General features: G+C 66.8%; 20 protein-coding genes. 14 read left to right on the top strand and 6 right to left on the bottom strand.

Annotation, left to right across the window (positions count from 1 at the left end):
• Nucleotides 1-52: 52 nt before the first annotated feature.
• Complete coding sequence (locus NWF34_RS17325) at nt 53-1138, bottom strand: dihydrodipicolinate reductase (protein ID WP_159405999.1); 1086 nt, start codon at nt 1136-1138, stop codon at nt 53-55.
• Between the two features lie 29 nt (nt 1139-1167).
• Nucleotides 1168-2259, bottom strand: coding sequence for a Rieske 2Fe-2S domain-containing protein (locus NWF34_RS17320; RefSeq protein WP_159405998.1), 1092 nt, complete (start codon nt 2257-2259; stop codon nt 1168-1170).
• Nucleotides 2260-2471: 212 nt separating this feature from the next.
• Between NWF34_RS17320 and NWF34_RS17315 the strand changes: the two genes are divergently transcribed.
• The 3 genes from NWF34_RS17315 to NWF34_RS17305 are packed head-to-tail and all read left to right on the top strand — an operon-like array spanning nt 2472 to nt 5112.
• Nucleotides 2472-3515, top strand: a complete 1044-nt coding sequence (locus NWF34_RS17315) for an alpha/beta fold hydrolase (RefSeq protein WP_159405997.1) — start codon at nt 2472-2474, stop codon at nt 3513-3515.
• A gap of 43 nt (nt 3516-3558) precedes the next feature.
• Nucleotides 3559-4440: an LLM class flavin-dependent oxidoreductase gene (locus NWF34_RS17310; RefSeq protein ID WP_159405996.1), complete on the top strand. Its 882-nt coding sequence runs from the start codon at nt 3559-3561 to the stop codon at nt 4438-4440.
• Between the two features lie 27 nt (nt 4441-4467).
• Complete coding sequence (locus NWF34_RS17305) at nt 4468-5112, top strand: TetR/AcrR family transcriptional regulator (protein ID WP_096274718.1); 645 nt, start codon at nt 4468-4470, stop codon at nt 5110-5112.
• 1 nt (nt 5113) lies between these two features.
• Here NWF34_RS17305 and NWF34_RS17300 read toward each other — a convergent pair whose 3' ends face one another.
• Entirely contained in the window at nt 5114-5527 is a 414-nt protein-coding gene (locus NWF34_RS17300) for an ATP-binding protein (RefSeq protein ID WP_159405995.1), read from the bottom strand.
• A gap of 113 nt (nt 5528-5640) precedes the next feature.
• Between NWF34_RS17300 and NWF34_RS17295 the strand changes: the two genes are divergently transcribed.
• The 3 genes from NWF34_RS17295 to NWF34_RS17285 all read left to right on the top strand — a co-directional run bounded on the left by NWF34_RS17295 (nt 5641) and on the right by NWF34_RS17285 (nt 8220).
• Nucleotides 5641-6132, top strand: a complete 492-nt coding sequence (locus tag NWF34_RS17295) for a hypothetical protein (protein WP_159405994.1) — start codon at nt 5641-5643, stop codon at nt 6130-6132.
• Nucleotides 6133-6380: 248 nt separating this feature from the next.
• Nucleotides 6381-6623, top strand: coding sequence for a hypothetical protein (locus NWF34_RS17290; RefSeq protein WP_236577720.1), 243 nt, complete (start codon nt 6381-6383; stop codon nt 6621-6623).
• A 217-nt stretch (nt 6624-6840) separates the two neighbouring features.
• Nucleotides 6841-8220 (top strand): cytochrome P450, encoded by a 1380-nt coding sequence (locus NWF34_RS17285; RefSeq protein ID WP_159405993.1) that lies wholly within the window; start codon nt 6841-6843, stop codon nt 8218-8220.
• A 269-nt stretch (nt 8221-8489) separates the two neighbouring features.
• Here NWF34_RS17285 and NWF34_RS17280 read toward each other — a convergent pair whose 3' ends face one another.
• The gene (locus NWF34_RS17280; RefSeq protein WP_232513028.1) at nt 8490-8666 is read right to left on the bottom strand and encodes a hypothetical protein; all 177 of its coding nucleotides are present in this window, start codon (nt 8664-8666) and stop codon (nt 8490-8492) included.
• A 168-nt stretch (nt 8667-8834) separates the two neighbouring features.
• On the opposite strand from NWF34_RS17280, the gene NWF34_RS17275 reads away from it, so the two are divergent.
• From NWF34_RS17275 to NWF34_RS17255, 5 genes are read left to right on the top strand one after another with little or no spacing between them, the layout of a single operon-like run.
• A complete protein-coding gene (locus tag NWF34_RS17275) occupies nt 8835-9608 on the top strand; it encodes a hydroxyethylthiazole kinase (protein WP_096274713.1) in 774 nt (257 codons plus the stop codon).
• Nucleotides 9609-9667: 59 nt separating this feature from the next.
• Nucleotides 9668-11029 carry an LLM class flavin-dependent oxidoreductase gene (locus tag NWF34_RS17270; protein ID WP_159405992.1) on the top strand — a complete coding sequence of 454 codons (1362 nt, stop codon included), beginning with the start codon at nt 9668-9670 and terminating at the stop codon, nt 11027-11029.
• Entirely contained in the window at nt 11026-11901 is an 876-nt protein-coding gene (locus tag NWF34_RS17265) for a sulfurtransferase (RefSeq protein ID WP_096274711.1), read from the top strand. Before NWF34_RS17270 ends, NWF34_RS17265 begins: the two co-directional genes overlap by 4 nt.
• On the top strand, nt 11898-12632 hold the full coding sequence (locus tag NWF34_RS17260; protein ID WP_159405991.1) for an HAD family hydrolase: 735 nt from the start codon (nt 11898-11900) through the stop codon (nt 12630-12632). The genes NWF34_RS17265 and NWF34_RS17260 overlap by 4 nt, the downstream gene beginning before the upstream one ends.
• Before the next feature lie 6 nt (nt 12633-12638).
• Complete coding sequence (locus tag NWF34_RS17255) at nt 12639-13304, top strand: GntR family transcriptional regulator (RefSeq protein WP_096274709.1); 666 nt, start codon at nt 12639-12641, stop codon at nt 13302-13304.
• A 7-nt stretch (nt 13305-13311) separates the two neighbouring features.
• Here NWF34_RS17255 and NWF34_RS17250 read toward each other — a convergent pair whose 3' ends face one another.
• Together NWF34_RS17250 and NWF34_RS17245 are read right to left on the bottom strand one after the other, a co-directional pair.
• A complete protein-coding gene (locus NWF34_RS17250) occupies nt 13312-14013 on the bottom strand; it encodes a cutinase family protein (protein ID WP_096275024.1) in 702 nt (233 codons plus the stop codon).
• 86 nt (nt 14014-14099) lie between these two features.
• Complete coding sequence (locus tag NWF34_RS17245) at nt 14100-14273, bottom strand: hypothetical protein (RefSeq protein WP_191834540.1); 174 nt, start codon at nt 14271-14273, stop codon at nt 14100-14102.
• A 104-nt stretch (nt 14274-14377) separates the two neighbouring features.
• Between NWF34_RS17245 and NWF34_RS17240 the strand changes: the two genes are divergently transcribed.
• The 3 genes from NWF34_RS17240 to NWF34_RS17230 all read left to right on the top strand — a co-directional run bounded on the left by NWF34_RS17240 (nt 14378) and on the right by NWF34_RS17230 (nt 17595).
• Nucleotides 14378-14785, top strand: a complete 408-nt coding sequence (locus NWF34_RS17240) for an SRPBCC family protein (RefSeq protein WP_096274708.1) — start codon at nt 14378-14380, stop codon at nt 14783-14785.
• A 177-nt stretch (nt 14786-14962) separates the two neighbouring features.
• Nucleotides 14963-16243: a hypothetical protein gene (locus NWF34_RS17235; RefSeq protein WP_096274707.1), complete on the top strand. Its 1281-nt coding sequence runs from the start codon at nt 14963-14965 to the stop codon at nt 16241-16243.
• Nucleotides 16244-16260: 17 nt separating this feature from the next.
• Nucleotides 16261-17595, top strand: coding sequence for a lipase family protein (locus NWF34_RS17230; RefSeq protein ID WP_035760132.1), 1335 nt, complete (start codon nt 16261-16263; stop codon nt 17593-17595).
• Nucleotides 17596-17783 lie beyond the last annotated feature (188 nt).

The raw sequence follows: 17783 nt of genomic DNA, 5'->3' as shown, positions 1-17783 counted from the left end.
GAGGGATTCTCGAGGGTGGGTTCGCCGAGGTCGACACCGATCCCGCACCGACTCACAACGTGAAGCGGCCGGCGAAGCTCCGAAGCGGAAGGTCGGCACTGGTCACGATCCCGGGCGGGGCCGCGACCACCGACCGGATCGAGTTGAGTGCGGGCAGGCCGGTGACGGTCATGCCGATCGACGCGAAGTTCTCCGGCTTGGACAGGTCGAATCCCTTGCGCGGGAAGATCATGTGCTTGGAGTAGATGTTGGGGTCGCCGGTGACCTGGGTGATGTAGCAGGCCTGGATGTTCCACGAAGGGTCGGTGTGCGGCGTCATCTGCCATTCCAGGTGGGACTCGACGCGAGGCACACCGTCGACCATGCCCTGGTACTTGATGTAGCTGCCGCCCAGTGACCCGGCCGGGAGCTGATACCAGCCGAGGTCGACGTCCTTGGTGCAGGCGCCCAATTCGTAGGAGAACGTGACCTCGTCGAGTTCGAGATCGAAGGCGTCGGCCATGAGATACACGGAGTCGGCGAAGACGGCGGTGTACTTGTACAACGAGTCCGGGATGCTCGGGTCGTCGACGGGCAGGCCGTAGCCGACCGCCTTCCACGTGTCGACCGAGTGATGGCAGGAGACGTCCACCGACTCGGTGACCGTGACGTTCTCGATCTCGGCGACGTCGGCGGTGTGCACGATCCCGAGGATCTGGGCCAGGCCGGGGTTCATCCCGGTCCCGTAGAAGGTCGCGCCGCCCTTCGCGCAGGCCTCGGCGATGACCTCGCTGACCTTTCGTCCGGAGTGGTGCGGATGGTTGGTGTCCCGGTGGAAGCCCGTGATCCAGTCGGCGGTCGTCACGATGTTGATCCCGGCCTCGAGGATCTGAACGTACAGATCCTCGTCGGGGAACACGCCGTGGAACGTGAGCACGTCGGGCCGTGCCGCGATGATCTCCTCGACCGTCCCGGTCGCGATCACCCCGACCGGCCCGATGCCGACGATCTCACCGGCGTCCCGGCCGATCTTGTCCGTCGTATAGCAGTGCAGGCCAACCAGTTCCAGGTCGGGATGATTGCGGATTCGATCGATCATCTCGGTGCCCAGATTGCCGGTGGCGACCTGGAAGACCCGGACTCGCTCGGGTGTGGTCATCGGTGAGATCCTTTCGGGGCGGGCTGGGATCACGGCTGCGCTGCCGCGCGGGAATCGGTATGCGCTGCCGCGCGGAGGGCATCGAGTTCGGAGCGCCGGATGCGGACGAACTCGTCGGCCGACGCGCCGCCGTCGGGATAGAACTGCCGGGCCCATTGCCGCAGTGCGGTGAAGCCGTCGAACTCCTTGCGGGACAGCGCAGGTGGATCGGAATAGCGCTGATGTGCCCAGATGTCGATGTCGGCGGCGAACTGTTCGATCACCAGGTCGGCCATCGTCTTTCCGTACCGGGTGATCTCGCCGTTCTCCTCGCCGGGCTTGCGTCCGATCCAGACGGTGAACCGCACGTCGGAGGTGTGCTCGTCGACGGGGGTCACGGCGGGCATCGTGCGGTTGTCGACCATGCCCCAGCTCTTGGTGACCGAGCAGCCGAGGCCGGCGTTGATGGATTCGACTCCGCTGGTGGCGCTTTCGAGGGTCGCGCCCTCATCGAAGGCGATGGTGAAGTCCACGTAGGACACCGGTCCGGAGAAGTCGTGCCGGGTGAAGTCCGGCATGAACGGCGTCTTGTGGACGAACTTGAAATGGGCGAAGTCGACGCCGTTCTCCATGATGTACTGCGGGTGGATCTCGAGCCCCGGCCGGAACAGTGTCGCCGCGGGAACCGGCGGATAGTAGTCGGCGGCGGTGGTCCCCCCGCCGTTGTCGCTGTCGAAGTCGGCGAAGATGTCGGGAACGTCGAAGTACGGTGGCCGTCCGTCGACGTCGTGCCAGATCCACACCGCCTCATTGCGTTCGACGACCCGGTAGCTGCGGATGCGCCGGCCTTTGTTGGGGTGGTTCTCGTACGGGATGCAGACGTTGCGGCCCTCGCGGTTCCACTCCCACCCGTGGAAGGGGCACACCAGGTTCTCGCCCTCCACGTGGCCGCCGTGACCGAGGTGGGCGCCGAGGTGCTCGCAGTAGGCGTCGAAGACGGAGATATGTCCCGACCGCGATCTCCACGCGACCATCTCGCGTCCGAAGTACTTCATCGTGCGCACGGTGCCGACGGCGATCTCCGTCGACCATGCGACCTGAAACCACCCGGTGGGTGTCATCGACAGCGGCGTTCTCGCCATGCGGTCACGGTAGGACCGGCCGGCCCAGAATGCAAGAGGGCTCTGTGAAAAGTCTCCGAGACGGTGTTCTCGTGGTGGTTTGAGTGCCGCCTGGTTTGGTTACTCGTGTGTCAAACAATTCTTCAAACGAAACTGTTGGAACGCTGGGCGCCGGTTTGTATCATCAGCCGGTACTGTGACGCGAGTTACAGTGATGACGTCGGGAGGCCGAGATGAACGCAGGTGGCGCGTTGGGCGTTGCACGATTGGCCGCGGCCGGAGCGCTGTTGACCGGTCTGGTCCGACCAGCCGAGGCTCGCCGCCGGCTGCGTAGCCAACAGTACGAGAACGCGCTGTTCAACTCGCGCGAGCCCGAGCGCACCTCGTGGGCGCTCACCGACGACGGTGCCCGGCTCCGGGTCCACCACTACGGTTCGGCGGAGGCGCCGGTGCTGGTGCTGATCCACGGGTGGTCGTGCTGCATCGAATACTGGAACCCGCAGATCAACGCCCTCGCCGAGCGCTACCACGTCATCGCCTACGACCAGCGCGGCCACGGCGAGAGCACCTGGGGCAAGCGCAAATTCGACGCCGATGTCCTGGCCGATGACCTGCAGACGGTGGTCGAGCAGGCCGTGCCGGACTCGTCGAAAGCTGTCTTCGTCGGCCACAGCATGGGTGGCATCACCGTGCAGGCCTGGGCTCACCGTCATCAAGACAGGGTCGAAGAGCGTGCTGCGGCATTGGTTCTCGCAAACACGACGTGGGGCGGGATAGCTGCCGAGACCCGCGTCCTGCCCTTGCTCAACAACCCGCTCAAGGCTCCGCTCTGGCTCGGCCAGGCCGCTCTGGCCATACCGTTCCCGTTTCCCGGAGGCCGGGTCGCGCGGAGTCTCGTCCGGACCCGCATACTCAACGGTCGTGCGGCGACCATCGACCATGCCGCGTTCGTGCTCGCGATGACCCGCTCCTGCAGCCCTGCGGCACGGGCGAAGGCTGCGGTCGCGCTCGTCGAACTGGCCCTCGGTCCGGTGGGGGCCGAAGCGATCACGGTACCCACCACGGTCATCGGCGGCCGCCACGACCTGCTGCTTCCCCATGCGATGACCCAGCGCATCGCGCACACGCTCTCGATCCGCGGATATCTCGACCAGCTCGTCGTGTTCGACACCGGCCATGCCTCCAACATCGAGGCCGCCGAGGACTTCACCGCGGAGATCCACCGGGTCATGTACTCGGTCTCGACTCCTCCGGAGGTGGAGGGCGCCGCGAGCTGAGTCGTCCCGGAGTCACTCCCCGGTTCGCCGATACGGAGACGTCATGACCGACTACGGACAACCGTTGCGCTTCGGGTTCTTTCCGAGTCCACGTGCCGACCGCGCCGACGACCTGTTGCGGCTTGTCGGCACCGCCGAGGACGCGGGTCTCGACCTCGTCAGCGTGCAGGACCATCCCTACCAGCGACGCTTCCTCGACACCTGGACACTGTTGTCCGTCATCGGCGCGCGCACGACATCGATCAGGTTGTCGCCCAACGTCGCCAACCTGCCACTGCGTCCGCCGGTGATGCTGGCCAAGGCGGCGGCGAGCCTCGACATCCTGACCGGGGGCCGCGCCGAACTCGGTCTGGGTGCCGGGGCATTCTGGGACGGTGTGGTCGCCGCGGGCGGGCCCCGCCGGTCGCCGGGCGAGGCGGTCGACGCGCTGGCCGAGGCGATCACCGTGATGCGGGCCTTCTGGTCCGGTGGCACAGTCGATCTCGACGGCGAGTTCTATCCCGTCCACGGTCTGCACGCCGGACCCGCTCCAGCTCACGACATCCCGATCTGGCTCGGCGCGTTGGGTCCCCGGATGTTGAGACTGACCGGAGAAGTCGCCGACGCCTGGGTTCCCAGCCTGCAGTTCGTCCCGCCGGACCAGATCGCCGAAAAATCGATGGTCATCGACGATGCGGCCCGTGCGGCCGGTCGTGACCCCGCGGAGATCACCCGGATCTACAACATCGCGGGTACTTTCGGTTCCGGCGACGGACTACTCGCCGGCACCCCTGCGCAGTGGGCCGAGCAGCTCACCGATCTCACGGTCACCCTCGGGATGAGCACATACGTCCTGGCCACCGATGATCCTGACGATCTGGCCAGGTTCGCGAACGAGGTGGCGCCGGCCGTCCGTGAACTCGTCGCCGCCGAACGCCAGGGCTGAACGCCCGAGCGGCTACCATCGGCGATCATGGCACCCGTCGACGCCCGCACCCCGACCGGTACGCCGGTGCGCGGTGCGCGGCGTGCGAATCGTCGTGGGCAGGCCACCCGCGACGCGATGCTCGACGCCGCGATCAGCTCGCTGGCCTCCGGCGACCCGTCGTCGGTGTCCGGCAACCGGATAGCCAAGGACATCGGGGCCACGTGGGGTGCGATCAAGTACCAGTTCAACGACATCGACGGTCTCTGGGCGGCCGTGCTGCATCGGACCGCCGAACAACGCGGCGACCTCCCGGTCAGTGTGAAACCCGAAGCGCCACTGGCGGAACGGGTGGAGGCGATCATCGACCTCATGTACGAGGGGCTGACGGCCCCCGAGTCGCGCGCCATCGAGACGCTGCGGGCCGCCCTTCCGCGGGATCCTGACGAACTGCGGCGGCTGTTCCCCAAGGCCGCGGCCGAGCTCGCCTCGTGGGGGCCGTCGTGGACCGACTCCTGTCAGCGGGCCTTCGCCGATCTCGACGTCGATCCCGACCGGGTTCGCGAGGTCGCGGCATTCCTGCCCGGGGCGATGCGAGGTCTGGTGTCGGAGAAGCAACTGGGCAGCTTCCAGGATCAGCAACTGGCGCGCCGCGGTCTCGCACGGGCGATAGTGGCGCTGCTCGCCGGCTGAGTCAGACCTCACGCTCGGGATCGGTGAAACGCGCGACCTCTTCCGGTCCGATCACGGCCCATACGGTCTTGCCGGTTCCGCGGGGCGTGTAGCTCCACTGGCGGCTCAACGTGGTGAGCACCGCGAGTCCGGACGCGGCCCGGGTATGACCGTGCTCGTCCTCGACTCGCGCGGGGACGTCCGAGCTGTCATCGCTGACGGCGACGAACAGCTGGTCGGAGCCGCGCACCTCGATCGCGATCTCGGGGTCGGCAGACGTGTGCACCAGGGCATTTCGCACCAGGACGGTGGTCAGCACGAGTGCCAGCGAGACGAAATCGCGGTCCCACTTGCCGACTGCATCCGCAACGGCCGCCCGTGCCGCGGCGATCGGCGAACCGATGTCGCGACGGATCGTGGTGGGCGGATGAGCCACGCGGCACTGGTCAGCACTTTCCACGCCGACGGCGCCGGCACTGTCAGTGCGCGGATGTCGATGACAAGGCATCCCGGTGCGCTGGAGGCCGCCGTCACGATGGCGTCCCGCACATGCAGGTAGCTGTCGGAGTCGAGGACACCGGACACTTCCAGAACGGTGGCCGGCTCCCGGTGCGTCGACTGCACGGAAAGATCGTCGGTGCTCATCGTCAGTCCTCGCGATGGTGGTCGTGTCGATGCTGTGCGGCGTTCGGCGAACGGGTACCCATCGACGCGGGATGTATGCACGCCCGGCGTTTCGGCCACCGGATGGCCGTGGGTGGCGCGACCGCCGAGCTCTCGCATTCGTCCGGCGATGTGGTCAGCGCGGTCGCCTCCGCACACCAGGGGGTGATGCTCTGGGCTGACGGAGATGCCACGACCCAGTACGTCCGGGTTCCGCTCGATGACATGATCGAGCAGTCGCTCTCGGCGCACGGAACCGTCGTCAATCTCGACATCGACGACGCGGCAGACGAACCCATGCGCGCCGGTGTAGAAGCCGCCATCGCGGAGGCCACCCGCGTGCTGGTGTCGTCCCGCGCTGTCACACGATTCGAATAGCCGCCTTTGCCGTGTGGATCATCGGGTGGCGCAACAACTTCAAGGTCATGGAGAACGTGACCGGTTTGGTGGGGCTGTGCCTTGCGGCTTTCGGGGTGGCCTTCTTCCTGTTGCAGCCTCCGTGGGGGCAGGTGGTCGTTCGCACGCGAGTCGAAAGGTGTCCCGACGCACCACGATCGATGTTCGAATCCACTTCTTGGACAGGCAGATCCATGACCGGGACGGGGTGCCGATTGGTGTCGTCGACGATGTCGAGATCGAGATCCGCGACGACGGGCCGCCCCACGTCTCGGCAGCTCCTCAGTGGTCGTGCCCTGCTGTACCGCATGCTCGGCGGGGGACCGCATGTCGACGAGCTCGATCGCATCCCGATCGACCGCGTGCGCGACATCGATGTGACGGTCGACCTCGAGGAGTCTCAGGAGGACCTGGAGCTGGCGTGGCCGGAGCGCTGGTGCCGGGATCACATCATTTCTGATTCCGTGGGGTGACGTCACTCGAGTCGATGGCGACGGTGTTCTCGTCCGGGACGGCCACCGCCGGCTCGATGCCTCGCTCTCGACCAGCTGACGGGTCTGCGGAGCCGGAAGTCTTCGTTTTGCCGCGCTTGTGCGCGGGTACCCGCTGCCCGCGGCAGCATCTCATGTGGCTGCCGCAGGCAGGGATCGATGTGCCCTGCGAGCAAGGTACTCGACGAAGGGAGAGCCGTTGCCGTCATCGCCAGGGACCGACGATCGCGAAACCGCGCCTGCGCCGCGCCTCGCCACCGCCGGCGTGCTGGACACCGCACGCATCATCGGCGGGGTGCTGACGCCGATCGTGTCCGAAGGGGTCCTCGCCAGGCGCAAAGCGTTGGTGCGCCTCGGCGGGCGGTTGGACACCCACGCACGTGCGGCCCGGATCCTCGATGACATCCGCGAGAGATACGAGGCCGACGCGCTGCGCCTGCGGTTCCCGCGAGCCATGGTCGTGGCCCTGCGTCCGATCGCGGTCCAGACGATCCTCGCCGCGACCCCCGACCCGTTCACCTCGGCGACCCGGGAGAAGGTGGCGGCGGTGGGAAGGTTCCAGCCGACCGGAGTCCTGATCTCCGACGGAGAGCGTCGTCGGGTGCGTCGACAGCTGAACGAGTCTGCGCTGCAGACCAGCTCGCCTGTCCACTCGCTCCATGCTCGGTGCGCGGAGATCGTCCGGTCCGAGGTCGACGACCTCGTCGCCTCGTGTCCGGACGGACAACTCACCTGGGATCGGTATGTCGTATCCCATTGGCGGATGGTGCGTCGACTCGTCTTCGGCGACGCGGCGCGTGACGACGAAGAGGTCACCGATCTGCTCACGGTGCTGCGTCATGATGCCAACTGGGCGTACGCGTTCCCGCGCCGCAAGTCGACCTACTCGCGCTTCCGGCGTCGTCTGGAACAACTCGTCGCCCGAGCGCCACAGGATTCTTTGGCCGGCGCCATCCGGGATGCGCCGGTCGACGACCGGACCGATGCCGACCCCGTAGGTCAGATTCCCCAGTGGCTCTTCGCCTTCGACGCCGTGGCGGTCGCCGTGCACCGTTCGCTCGCCCTGCTCGCCGCCCATCCGGACGCAAGCGAACGGGCGCGGGAGGACGCTCGCGCCGGCGAGTCCGGCGGATCGCCCCGGCTCCCCGTCGTGCGTGCGACGGTCCTGGAATCGCTGCGGCTGTGGCCGACCACGCTGGCGATCCTGCGCGAGGCGAAACGGGACGTGCGGTGGGCCGGCGGTGTCGTGCCGGCCGGTGCCACCACGATCGTCATCGGCGAGTTCTTCCAGCGCGACGACGAGGCGATGGATTTCGCGCAGGAGTTCACTCCCGACGCCTGGCTCGACGGTCGAGCGCAGGACCTCGCCGGTGTCGTGCCGTTCAGCGACGGCCCGGGGGAGTGCCCGGGCCGCAACGTCGTGATGCTGTTCAGTTCTCTGGTGATCGCAGAATTGCTGCGTCAGTACCGTTTCCGCGACAACGTCCTGTCGCCGCGCGTGCGGTCGGGGGTCACCGAGATGCCGCACGCGATCAACCATTTCGACCTCACGATCGAGCTGGTCCCGGTCGGCCGGTGACCCCCCGCCGGGAGTTCGAGGATCGAGTTGTTCTGCCGGTTGGGCGGGGTTGTTCTGCCGGTTGAGCGCGGTTGTTCTGCCGGTTGGGCGGGGTTGTTCTGCCGGTTGAGCCTGTCGAAACCCATGGCCCCGCCATGCATCCGACGTGCGGGAGAGGACCGTCTCGACCGTGAGGATCACGACACACAGCATCGCCACCGTGCCAGGTCCGAAGACCAGGAGGTTGTCGATCCGTTCCCACGCCGCCGGACTCCACAGAGCGACCCATGTCAGGACCAGGGCGACAGCCGTGGCGAGCTCGCCGACACGTTGACCGTCATGAAGATCCGCGCCGAGAGCTTGTGGCGTTTCGCGATCCGCCGGGAGAAGTGGAAGTCGGCGCCGAAGGCCAGGAGCAGAACGGCGAACACAGACAGCAGCACGCCGGTCGTCGGGGGTGAGGTCACGCGTGCCGTATACCGTCGCCCACTGTGCCGGGAGTCGCCGTGAGGCACGTGGCATGTGTTGAAACCGGGCTGAGTTTAACTACGAACTGGCTGGCTCGGCTCGCATCCAACTGTATACAACTAAATGCAGTTCTAGTCCCGGAGTGCGAAGTGCGAGGAGCAGTACCGATGGAAACGACGACGATCGAGTCGCCCGATGTGAAGACTGCCATCGCGAGCCTCCGGGAGAAGGCCCCGTTCATCTATGGCCTGACCAACTACGTTGCGGCCAACCTGAGCGCGAACGTGCTGCTCGCGCTGGGTGCGGGTCCCGCGATCGGGGCGGCTCCCGGCTTCACCGCTGCGTTCCCCGCCGGGGCGGGCGCGGTCTGGATCAACGGTGCAGCCCTGATGTCGTCGGTGACTCCAGAGGCCTTGGAGGAGGCCGCCGCGACCGCGCATACGGCGGGCACCCCGTGGGTGTTCGATCCCGTGGCCATCGGCGCAGGGGCAGGCGAATACGACGAGATCTTGACGTCGCTGTTGAAGTACAAGCCGTCGATCATCCGCGGCAACGCCAGCGAGATCTCGGCACTGGCCGGCGGCGCCGGCGGCAGCGGCGTCGACTCGACGCTCGACTCCTCGGAGGTCATCGACACCGTCAAGGACCTGGCCGTCCGCCTCGACGCGGTGGTGGCGGTGTCCGGCGAGGTCGACTACATCTGTGAACCGTCGGGCCGGGCGACCTCGGTCATGGGCGGTGACGCGAAGATGCCTCAGGTCACCGGCACCGGTTGCAGCCTCGGTGCACTCAGCGCGGCGTACTGTGCTGTCGTCGATCCGTTCACCGCAGCACGCACCGCGCACGCCGCATTCGCCGCGGCGGGGGAGCGGGCAGGTACTCGCACCACCGGCACCGGATGGTTCGCCGTGGCCTTCCTCGACGAACTCTCCACTCTCTGACGAGGCAGACGCGCCCCGCCCATCGTCAACCGCAGATCAGTCGCAAAGGAGCGAATGACATGTCCCGTAAGCAGATCCACCTGGCCGCATTCATGAATGCCGGCCCGCAGGGGACGGTCGGTTGGCGGCATCCCGACGCCGGGGACGGCTTCCTCACCGCGGAGCACTATCTGCACATCGCCCGGGTCCTCGAAGACGCCAAGTTCGACGTGGCGTTCGTGCCCGACGCGCTCGCCGTACCGCGCAGTCTCGGCGACTCCTTCGAGCCGGCGGTCAAATTCGGTACCGGCACACCGCGTCTGGACCCGATGACGGTTATCACCCTGATGAGCTCGGTGACCACCAGGCTCGGTGTCGCCGCGACGATGTCGACCGGCTACCAGGAGCCGTACAACCTCGCGCGGTCCATGGGTACGCTCGATCACCTCAGTGGCGGACGCGCCGGGTGGAACGTCGTCACCAGCTTTCAGGATGCGGAGGCGCAGAACTTCAACCAGGACAAGCTGCCCGATCGCGAGGAGCGGTATGCGCGGGCCGAGGAGTTCCTCGAGGTGACCACCCGCCTGTGGGATTCCTGGTCCGACGACGCGCTGATCCACGACAAGGAGTCCGGCCGCTTCGCTCGTCCCGAGGAGGTCGAGGCGATCGACCACAAGGGCCGTTTCTTCCAGGTACAGGGGCCGCTCGGCGTGCCCCGGCCGCCGCAGGGATACCCGGTCATCGTGCAGGCCGGCGCGTCGCCGACGGGACGCGACTTCGCCTCCCGCTGGGCCGACGTCGCGTTCTGCAGCCACGAGTCGCTCGAGAGTGCCGTTGACTTTTACCAGGACATGAAGCGGCGCGCGGCCGCCCACGGCCGGGATCCCGAGCAGCTCAAGATCCTGCCCGCCGCCACCACTGTCGTCGGCACCGACGTCCGCGACGCGATGGCCAAGCACGAGGCTTTTTTCGAACTCGTCGACCACGAGGCCGGCCTGTCCCGCTTGGCGTACCACGTCAACGTCGATCTCACGAAGTACGACCTCGACGGTCCGCTCCCGTCGCTCGAAGTGGTTGGCGTGGAAGGCCATTACCGCGAGGTCGTGGAGTTCGCCGAGCGCGAGAAGTTGTCCATCCGCGAGATCGGACGCTGGTACGGTGCGCGCACCGAGGGCAACATGATCGGTTCGGCCGATGACATCGCCGACACGATGGAGCAGTGGCTCGACGCCGGGGCCGCCGACGGATTCATGATCCAGGCGACCCATGTGCCCGCGGCTTTCGAGGACGTCGCCAATCACGTGGTGCCGGAACTACAGCGTCGCGGCCTGTTCCGCACCGAGTACGAGGGCGACACGTTGCGCGAGAACCTCGGTCTCAACCGTCCGGAACGTGGCGAATGGCGCAACCGGGTGAAGGGCGTCGCCGAGGCCGGCGCGTGACCCGCGCCGACTCCGCACTCGTCTCGGCGGAATGGCTGCACCGCAACGCCGATTCCGTCGTCGTGCTCGACGCGAGCATCGCGCGGTCGGTCGACGATGCCGGGTTGACGGTGTTCGGTCCCGGTCACGAGGTCTTCCGCGCCGCCCACATCGCGGGAGCCCGGTTCGCCGACCTGTTCGCGGCCTTCTCCGATCCGTCGTCGACGATTGCTTTCACGCGGCCGACCATCGACCAGATATCCGTGGCAGCAGCGGAACTCGGCCTCAACCCGGAGGACGACATCGTCGTGTACGACCAGCTCACCGGCGCCTACGCCGCGCGCGTGTGGCTGGTGCTGCGGTCCTTCGGGTACGACGGTGCTCGCGTGCTCGATGGCGGATTCGCCCGCTGGACAGACCGCGGCTACCCGGTCGCCACCGGCGACTCCGAGATCGTCGGCGCTGCCACCGGCGTGGAGATCCGGGACCTCGGCACCCCGGTGTTCGCCGACCTCGCCGAGGTACGTGCGGTGTCCGATGACGAAGGATCGTCTACCACGCTCGTATGTGCACTCCGGTCTCCGGACTACACCGGTGAATCCGGCGGCGACAGGCCCGGTCACATCCCGGGCAGTCTGAGCGTGCCCTACCCCGACCTGCTGAACGACGACGGCACCTTCTCGACCGAGCGAACCCGGAAGGCGCTGCAGGAGCGTGAGATAGATCAAGATGCCGAAGTGATCGTCTACTGCGGCGGCGGGATCAACGCCGCGGGTGCGGCATTGGCCTTCGTCGAGGCCGGTTACCCGCAACCCCGGGTCTTTGACGGTTCGCTGAGCGAATGGCGGAGTCATCCCGATCTCCCGCTCGTGACGGGAATGCGGCCGCGATGACCCACGGAGCCCTTTCGGAGACGCCGACGCTGGTCATCTTCGACATCGACGGCACGTTGCTCGACTCGGCCGCAACGCATGACCGGGTGGCGATCGACGTGCTCGCCCGGCATGGCCTCGATGTGCTCGCGAAGCCGTGGGAGGCCTACCGTGCATACACCGATTCGGCGGTGACCAACGAGGTGTACGAGGACAAGCACGGCATTCCCGCCGACCCGGAGTTCATCGCGGAACTGGAGCGACTCTACGCCAAGGAGTTCGACGCTCACGTGTCCACGGGAGCGGTCGACGAGATCGCCGGTTCACGAAAGCTGCTGGCAGAATTGGCGACACGGCGTGATGTGTACGGTGCCTTCGCCACCGGGTCGTTTCGTGCCCTGGCCCGCACCAAACTGCGCGTGCTCGGCGTCGAACCGGACGACGCACAGCTCGCCACCGGTACCGAGCACGACAACCGCGCCGAGATCGTGCGCGACGCCATCGGTCAGGCATCGCGTCGTCACAAGATCGACGACTGGCGGATGGTGATCCTCGGGGACGGCAAGTGGGACGAACTCACGGCCCGGCACCTCGGCATCCCGTTGGTCGGCGTGCAGACGGACTCACACCGCTTCGCCGACGACACCGCACTCGTCGTCGACGACCTGAGGCCGGTTCGTGTCGACACGCTTGTCGGGTTGTCTGCGAGGATCGAGGGGCTCGCAGAGTCCGCCCCACCCGACGGAAGGTGACCGCCGATGAAGAGCGCCCGCGACGCGGTCTACGAAGCGCTGCACGAGCGTTTGACGCACGGCTACTATCCCGCCGACGCGACCCTCATCCCTCAGGCGCTGAGCGAGGAGTTCGGGGTGTCGCGGACCCCTGTTCGAGAGGCGTTGGGGCTCCTCGAACGCAAGGGGCTCCTGATCGCGGCGTCGCGGGGATTCGTCCTGCGAATCCGCAGCGACGAGGAGATGCTCGAGATCTTCGAGGTGCGAGCGATTCTCGAGTCCAGTGCCGCAGCGGCGGCCGCCGAACGCCACACACCGGTCGACATCGCCCGGCTCAGAGAGGCGCTGGCGCAGAGCGCGAGTCACACCGATCCGGTCGAGATTCGACACGCACTCAACGTCTTCCATGACTGCGTGATGCGGGCGGCGCACAACGAGACGATATACGGCATGGAACGGGACCTGCGAGACCAGATCAAGGTCAGCGCACCGTGGTTCGCCCCGACCGGTCGCGAAAGCTTCGAGAGTTCGGTGAGCGAGCACGAGCAGATCATGTCGGCGATCATCGACGGATCAGCCGAGAAGGCCCGCTTGCTCATGCTCGAACACCTGAATCACGATCGGGATGTGCGTATCTCGCAGCTCGTCTCCCGGACGATGGGTGTTGCGGCGGGGGAGAGCCCCAGCCCCTGAACAGCGGTCAGACGCGCCGGGCCACGAAGCGTGCGGCGTCGAGTGTCATGCCGTTGACCGAGTAGAGGGTGTGCAGAGCGTTGGGACCGCCGACGGGGGCGCCGTCGCAGATGGTGTCACCGGCGACGCAGTAGCGGACGGTCTTGCCGCGGTAGGGGGTGGAGACCCGGACCGGCGGTGCGCCGATGTCGTCGATGAAGCGGTCCGACGGAGCTCCGAAGAAGACGATCGCCGCGACATTGCGCGAGAGCGACGCAGGCAGCGGTGGCGGCACAAAACGGTCGTAGGCGGCGTACCGAGCGGGGAGGTCGAGACCGGCGTGCACCGCATATCCGGCGACGACGGCGCCCTGGGAGTAGCCGCCCAGAACGACCTTGGAGCCCGGGCAGTTGGCCGCCAGGTACTTCACCCGGTTCTGCGTCGTACGCACACCGTCGGCGACGGTCCGGGCGAACTTCAAACGGTTGCGGAACTGGTCGCTCGCCGGATATCGGACGCCGTAGGCGGCGACCGACTTGCCGGGGAGCTGACTCCGGACAGCCTCGACAAAGGACAGTCCGGTCACCCCCAGTGGCGGGGCGGGTTCGACGGTGCCGCGAGCGAAGACGACCTCGACGTCGGAGCACGCCGGCCGAGCCTCGGCCGCGGCACTCCCCGCGATCACCGACCCTGTGGCAGCCGCGATCAGGGATGCGGCGACGATGCCCATTCGCGTGATCATGCCGGTCTTACGCCTGGCCGTTCGGGTGTGCAAGTGCCGGTCCGAGTCGTCCCGGTTCGGTTCATCGTGTGTCATCAGTGTGACCCTTCGTCGTCCTTCGTCGCGTCTTTGCTGGTCTCCGCAGGGTCGTCGTCTTCGCCCTCGGCTTGATCGGGTTGCGTCGTGGTGGATGTCAGCATGTCGGGATCGGCGTCCGGGTCGTGCTGATCGTCGGGGTCGGACGGTCGGTTGGTTGGCTCGTCGGTCATTCGTCGTGACTCCCTTGTCGGATGACTGAGACTGGAACTTTCCACGGTCGACGATTCGACGTTCCCCCACCACAGATGCGCGAAACCCGATTTAGAGTCTGCTCATGAGGAGTCGTCATGTCAGCACGGTGATCGGCGCGTCAGCCGACGATGTGTACGAATTCGTTTCCGAACCCGACAATCTCCCCGAATGGGCCGCGGGGTTGGCGACCTCGGAGGTCGTCCGACGCGGTGACGACCTCGTGGCCGAGTCGCCGATGGGCACCGTGACGGTCCGCTTCGTTCCGCGGAACACCCTCGGGGTCGTCGACCACGACGTGATCCTCCCGAACGGGGCCACCGTGCACAATCCGCTGCGCGTGCTACCTCATCCCGAGGGCGCGGAGGTGGTGTTCACCGTGCGGCAGTTGTCCATGTCCGACGAGGAGTTCGACCGGGACACCCTCATGGTCGAAGAGGATCTGGCCCGCCTCAAGGCGCTGTTCGAGACGCGGCCCACCAGAATGCGCTGATCCTGAGCGGAGAATGATCCGGGCAGTTCGGGCATCGTCGAATACGGTGTTGCGCTGCCCTGTTCGCCCGACAGGGCATGTTTCGGCGGATTCGTACGGATTTATCGATGCCGAATTGCTGTCTGACTACATCAAGGATTAGATTCACTTCGGTTATTCGAATGTGATTCGGCCGTGATGGTCGGTGCCTTGAAACGGGGGGGCGTCGTGAACAAGGTCTTGCGGGGGTCGGTCTGCGCGGCGGTGGCAGTGGTCGTCGCGCTCGGTTCGCTCGTCGGTGGGGGTTCGGCCTCCGCCGAATCCCTCGGGCGGTATCTGAACCTGCCGCTGGTGAATCGTGATGCGTCGCAGGGGCAGGGCGGCGTGCACCCGGCATTGCCGACCGATCCCGGCACTCTCCATCGATTGGTCGAGCAGGCCCGCGATCGCGGGCTCGCCCCGTCGTCGTATGAGGCGTTGCTGTTCCAGTACTGGCTCGTCGAGACCACGACACGCGCCGGTATCGACCTCGCATCGTGGAACCCGCGCGATGGCGTCGGCGCCAATCACCAGAACCTGCTGAAGTCCTACCGCTATTACGAGGACCTGCAACTCGCACACCGTGAACTGCAGTGGGCCGGAATGGGTGGTCTGGTCGGCGGCGACTTCGGTGGCGGCCTCCTCGATTACAAGGACGCCACCGAGATCTTCGAGTTCAGCCGACTGCAGCCGGTCGCGCACGCGATCGTGGCGCGCGCCAACGAACTCGCGGGACCGCAGGCGGTCAACAGCCTGCCCGGTGGTCTCCGCGCCCTGGCTCGCGTGGGCGCGAAGATCACCGCCGACGACCTCCGGCAGGTCCAGGGGCAGATCCTGGTGATGCAGAAGAACATCTTCTCCGACCTGATGCCGATGCACCGGGCCTACGTCGTCGGCGGTCTGCCGGCACTCCGGGAGATGCACGAGGCGGGCATCTTCGACGACGAGATCATGCGCGCCTGGGAGGGTATCGCTTCCAAGGATCCCGCCGCGGTCGCCGCCGGTAACGCCCGGTTGCTGCAGCGCGAGCAGGGGGAGGTCATCAAGAAGCAGTGGGATGCGACCCGCAACTACAAGGGCGAGGTCGGCGAGGCCATGACCTACGGCAGCACTGTTGCTGCCGCGCCGTCGGTCGCCGGCGTGGTGCCCCCGCGGTCGTTCCGTCCGATGGAGGTCGAGGGCCGCGCGCCCGACGGTCGTCGCGCAGTCGTGAGTCTGCCGCTGCCGGAATGGAACTGGTCGGTGTACGAGGACCGGTGGCTCTACATCACCGATCAGCTGCTGCCGAAGTACCGCGCACAGGTCGAGTACAGCTGGCCGGAACTGAGCGCGGCCATGAGGGCTCCGTACTTCGAGCAGATGGAAACGCACCGTCCCACCCGCAACCTGCTGCCGCTGATGCAGTCGGTTCTGACCTCGATCAAGGTGACCTACCAGTGATCTCCTCCTTCTCGCGCATGTCCCGAAGCGTCACGCTCGCGGCCGTGCTGGTCATGGTCCTGTCGGGTATCGGGCTGGTTGCACCGGCCACCGCCGCACCGAACCGGACGCCCGGCCTCGACGAGGTGCTGAACGGCTTCGTCGTCGGCGCCCTGCGCGACGGGCGGCTCGCCAGCCCGCAGGAGGTCATAGACCCGCTCGTCGCCGGTGACCCCTTCTATGCCGAGCCGCGTCTGACCGGTCGCGAAAAGCCCGGTGACGTACTGAAAGCCAAGAGGGTCGCCGTCCAGTTCATGGGTGTGCGTCCCGGCAAGCTCGACGCCTACAAGCTGATGTACGTGACCCGGGGACTGCACGACGAGCCCGAGATCTCGACCGGGCTCCTGATGATCCCGCGCGACGGGCGCTCCGATGCCACTCGACCGCTGATCGGATATCAGCTGGCCAACGACAGCGTCGGCGCCTACTGCCATCCCTCCACGATGTGGACCGGCGGCGATCCCATGGACGGCGCGTCGTGGTCTGCTCTGGGTCCGCTGGCGCAGTTCTTCGGCAAGGGTTACGCGGTCATGATGAGCGATGTCGGCAACGACGGTGATCCCAAGCCGCACGGCGTCTTCGCCGGGAAGTTCGCCGGCAAGGCGCTGCTCGACGGGCTGCGAGCTGCACTGCGCCACAAGGACAACGGCCTGTCGGTCGCGTCGCCCCTCGGCGTGTTCGGCATCGCCGGCGGCGGCGTCGGCGCGGCCTTCGCCGCGGAGAACGCGAAAAGGTATGCGCCCGAACTGGAGATCAAGGGCGTCGTCCTCGAGGGCATGGTCGTCGACCAGAAGAACTTCATCGCCACCGCCGATGGCTCGGTCGGTTCGGCCTTCGTCCTCGCGACGCTGCTCGGTCTAGAGCCGCGCTACCCGGAGATGAAGCTCGACGAGAAGCTCACCCCGACGGGCAAGGCCATCGCCGACGTGTTCCGCACCCAGTGCCAGACCCCGGCGTATTTCACGATGCCGTTCGTGCCGATGAACGCGCTGTTCAAGTCCGGGGAGAATCCCGCCGACATCGCCGACTTCCAGGCGGTGTACGACGACAACAAGCTGGGCCGCAAGTCGCCCGACGCACCGGTGCTCATCGCCTCCTGCGTGGCCGACGACTCGCCGATGTCGCTGGTCCCGGCCGCGGATTCGCGGAAGCTCGCCGCCGACTACCGCCGCGGCGGCACCCAGGTCGACTACCAGCCCACCGACTGCAGCATGGTACGGTTCCTCACCAACCTCTACGGCTGGGGCACGGATCTGTTCGGCATGCAGACCGTGGATTGGCTGGCGGAGAAGCTGGAGTCGCCTGCTCCCTGAGGTGCGAGGAGGGTTGGTGCGGCCTCCCGTTCCCTGAGGTGCGAGGAGGGTTGGTGCGGCCTCCTGTTCCCTGAGCCTGGATGCACCGATTTGGGGTGAGGTTTCTGGTGTTTGATGGGGTGTTGAGAAGCGAGATGCCTTGCTGCAGTGCAAGAATGGGACTTGTCTAAGGAACACATTCAGGCACG

Source organism: Gordonia sp. GONU (assembly GCF_024733855.1).
Taxonomy (GTDB): domain Bacteria; phylum Actinomycetota; class Actinomycetes; order Mycobacteriales; family Mycobacteriaceae; genus Gordonia; species Gordonia amicalis.
The sequence above is the reverse complement of the archived record's forward strand: the minus strand, read 5'-3'. Positions and strand labels throughout refer to the sequence as shown.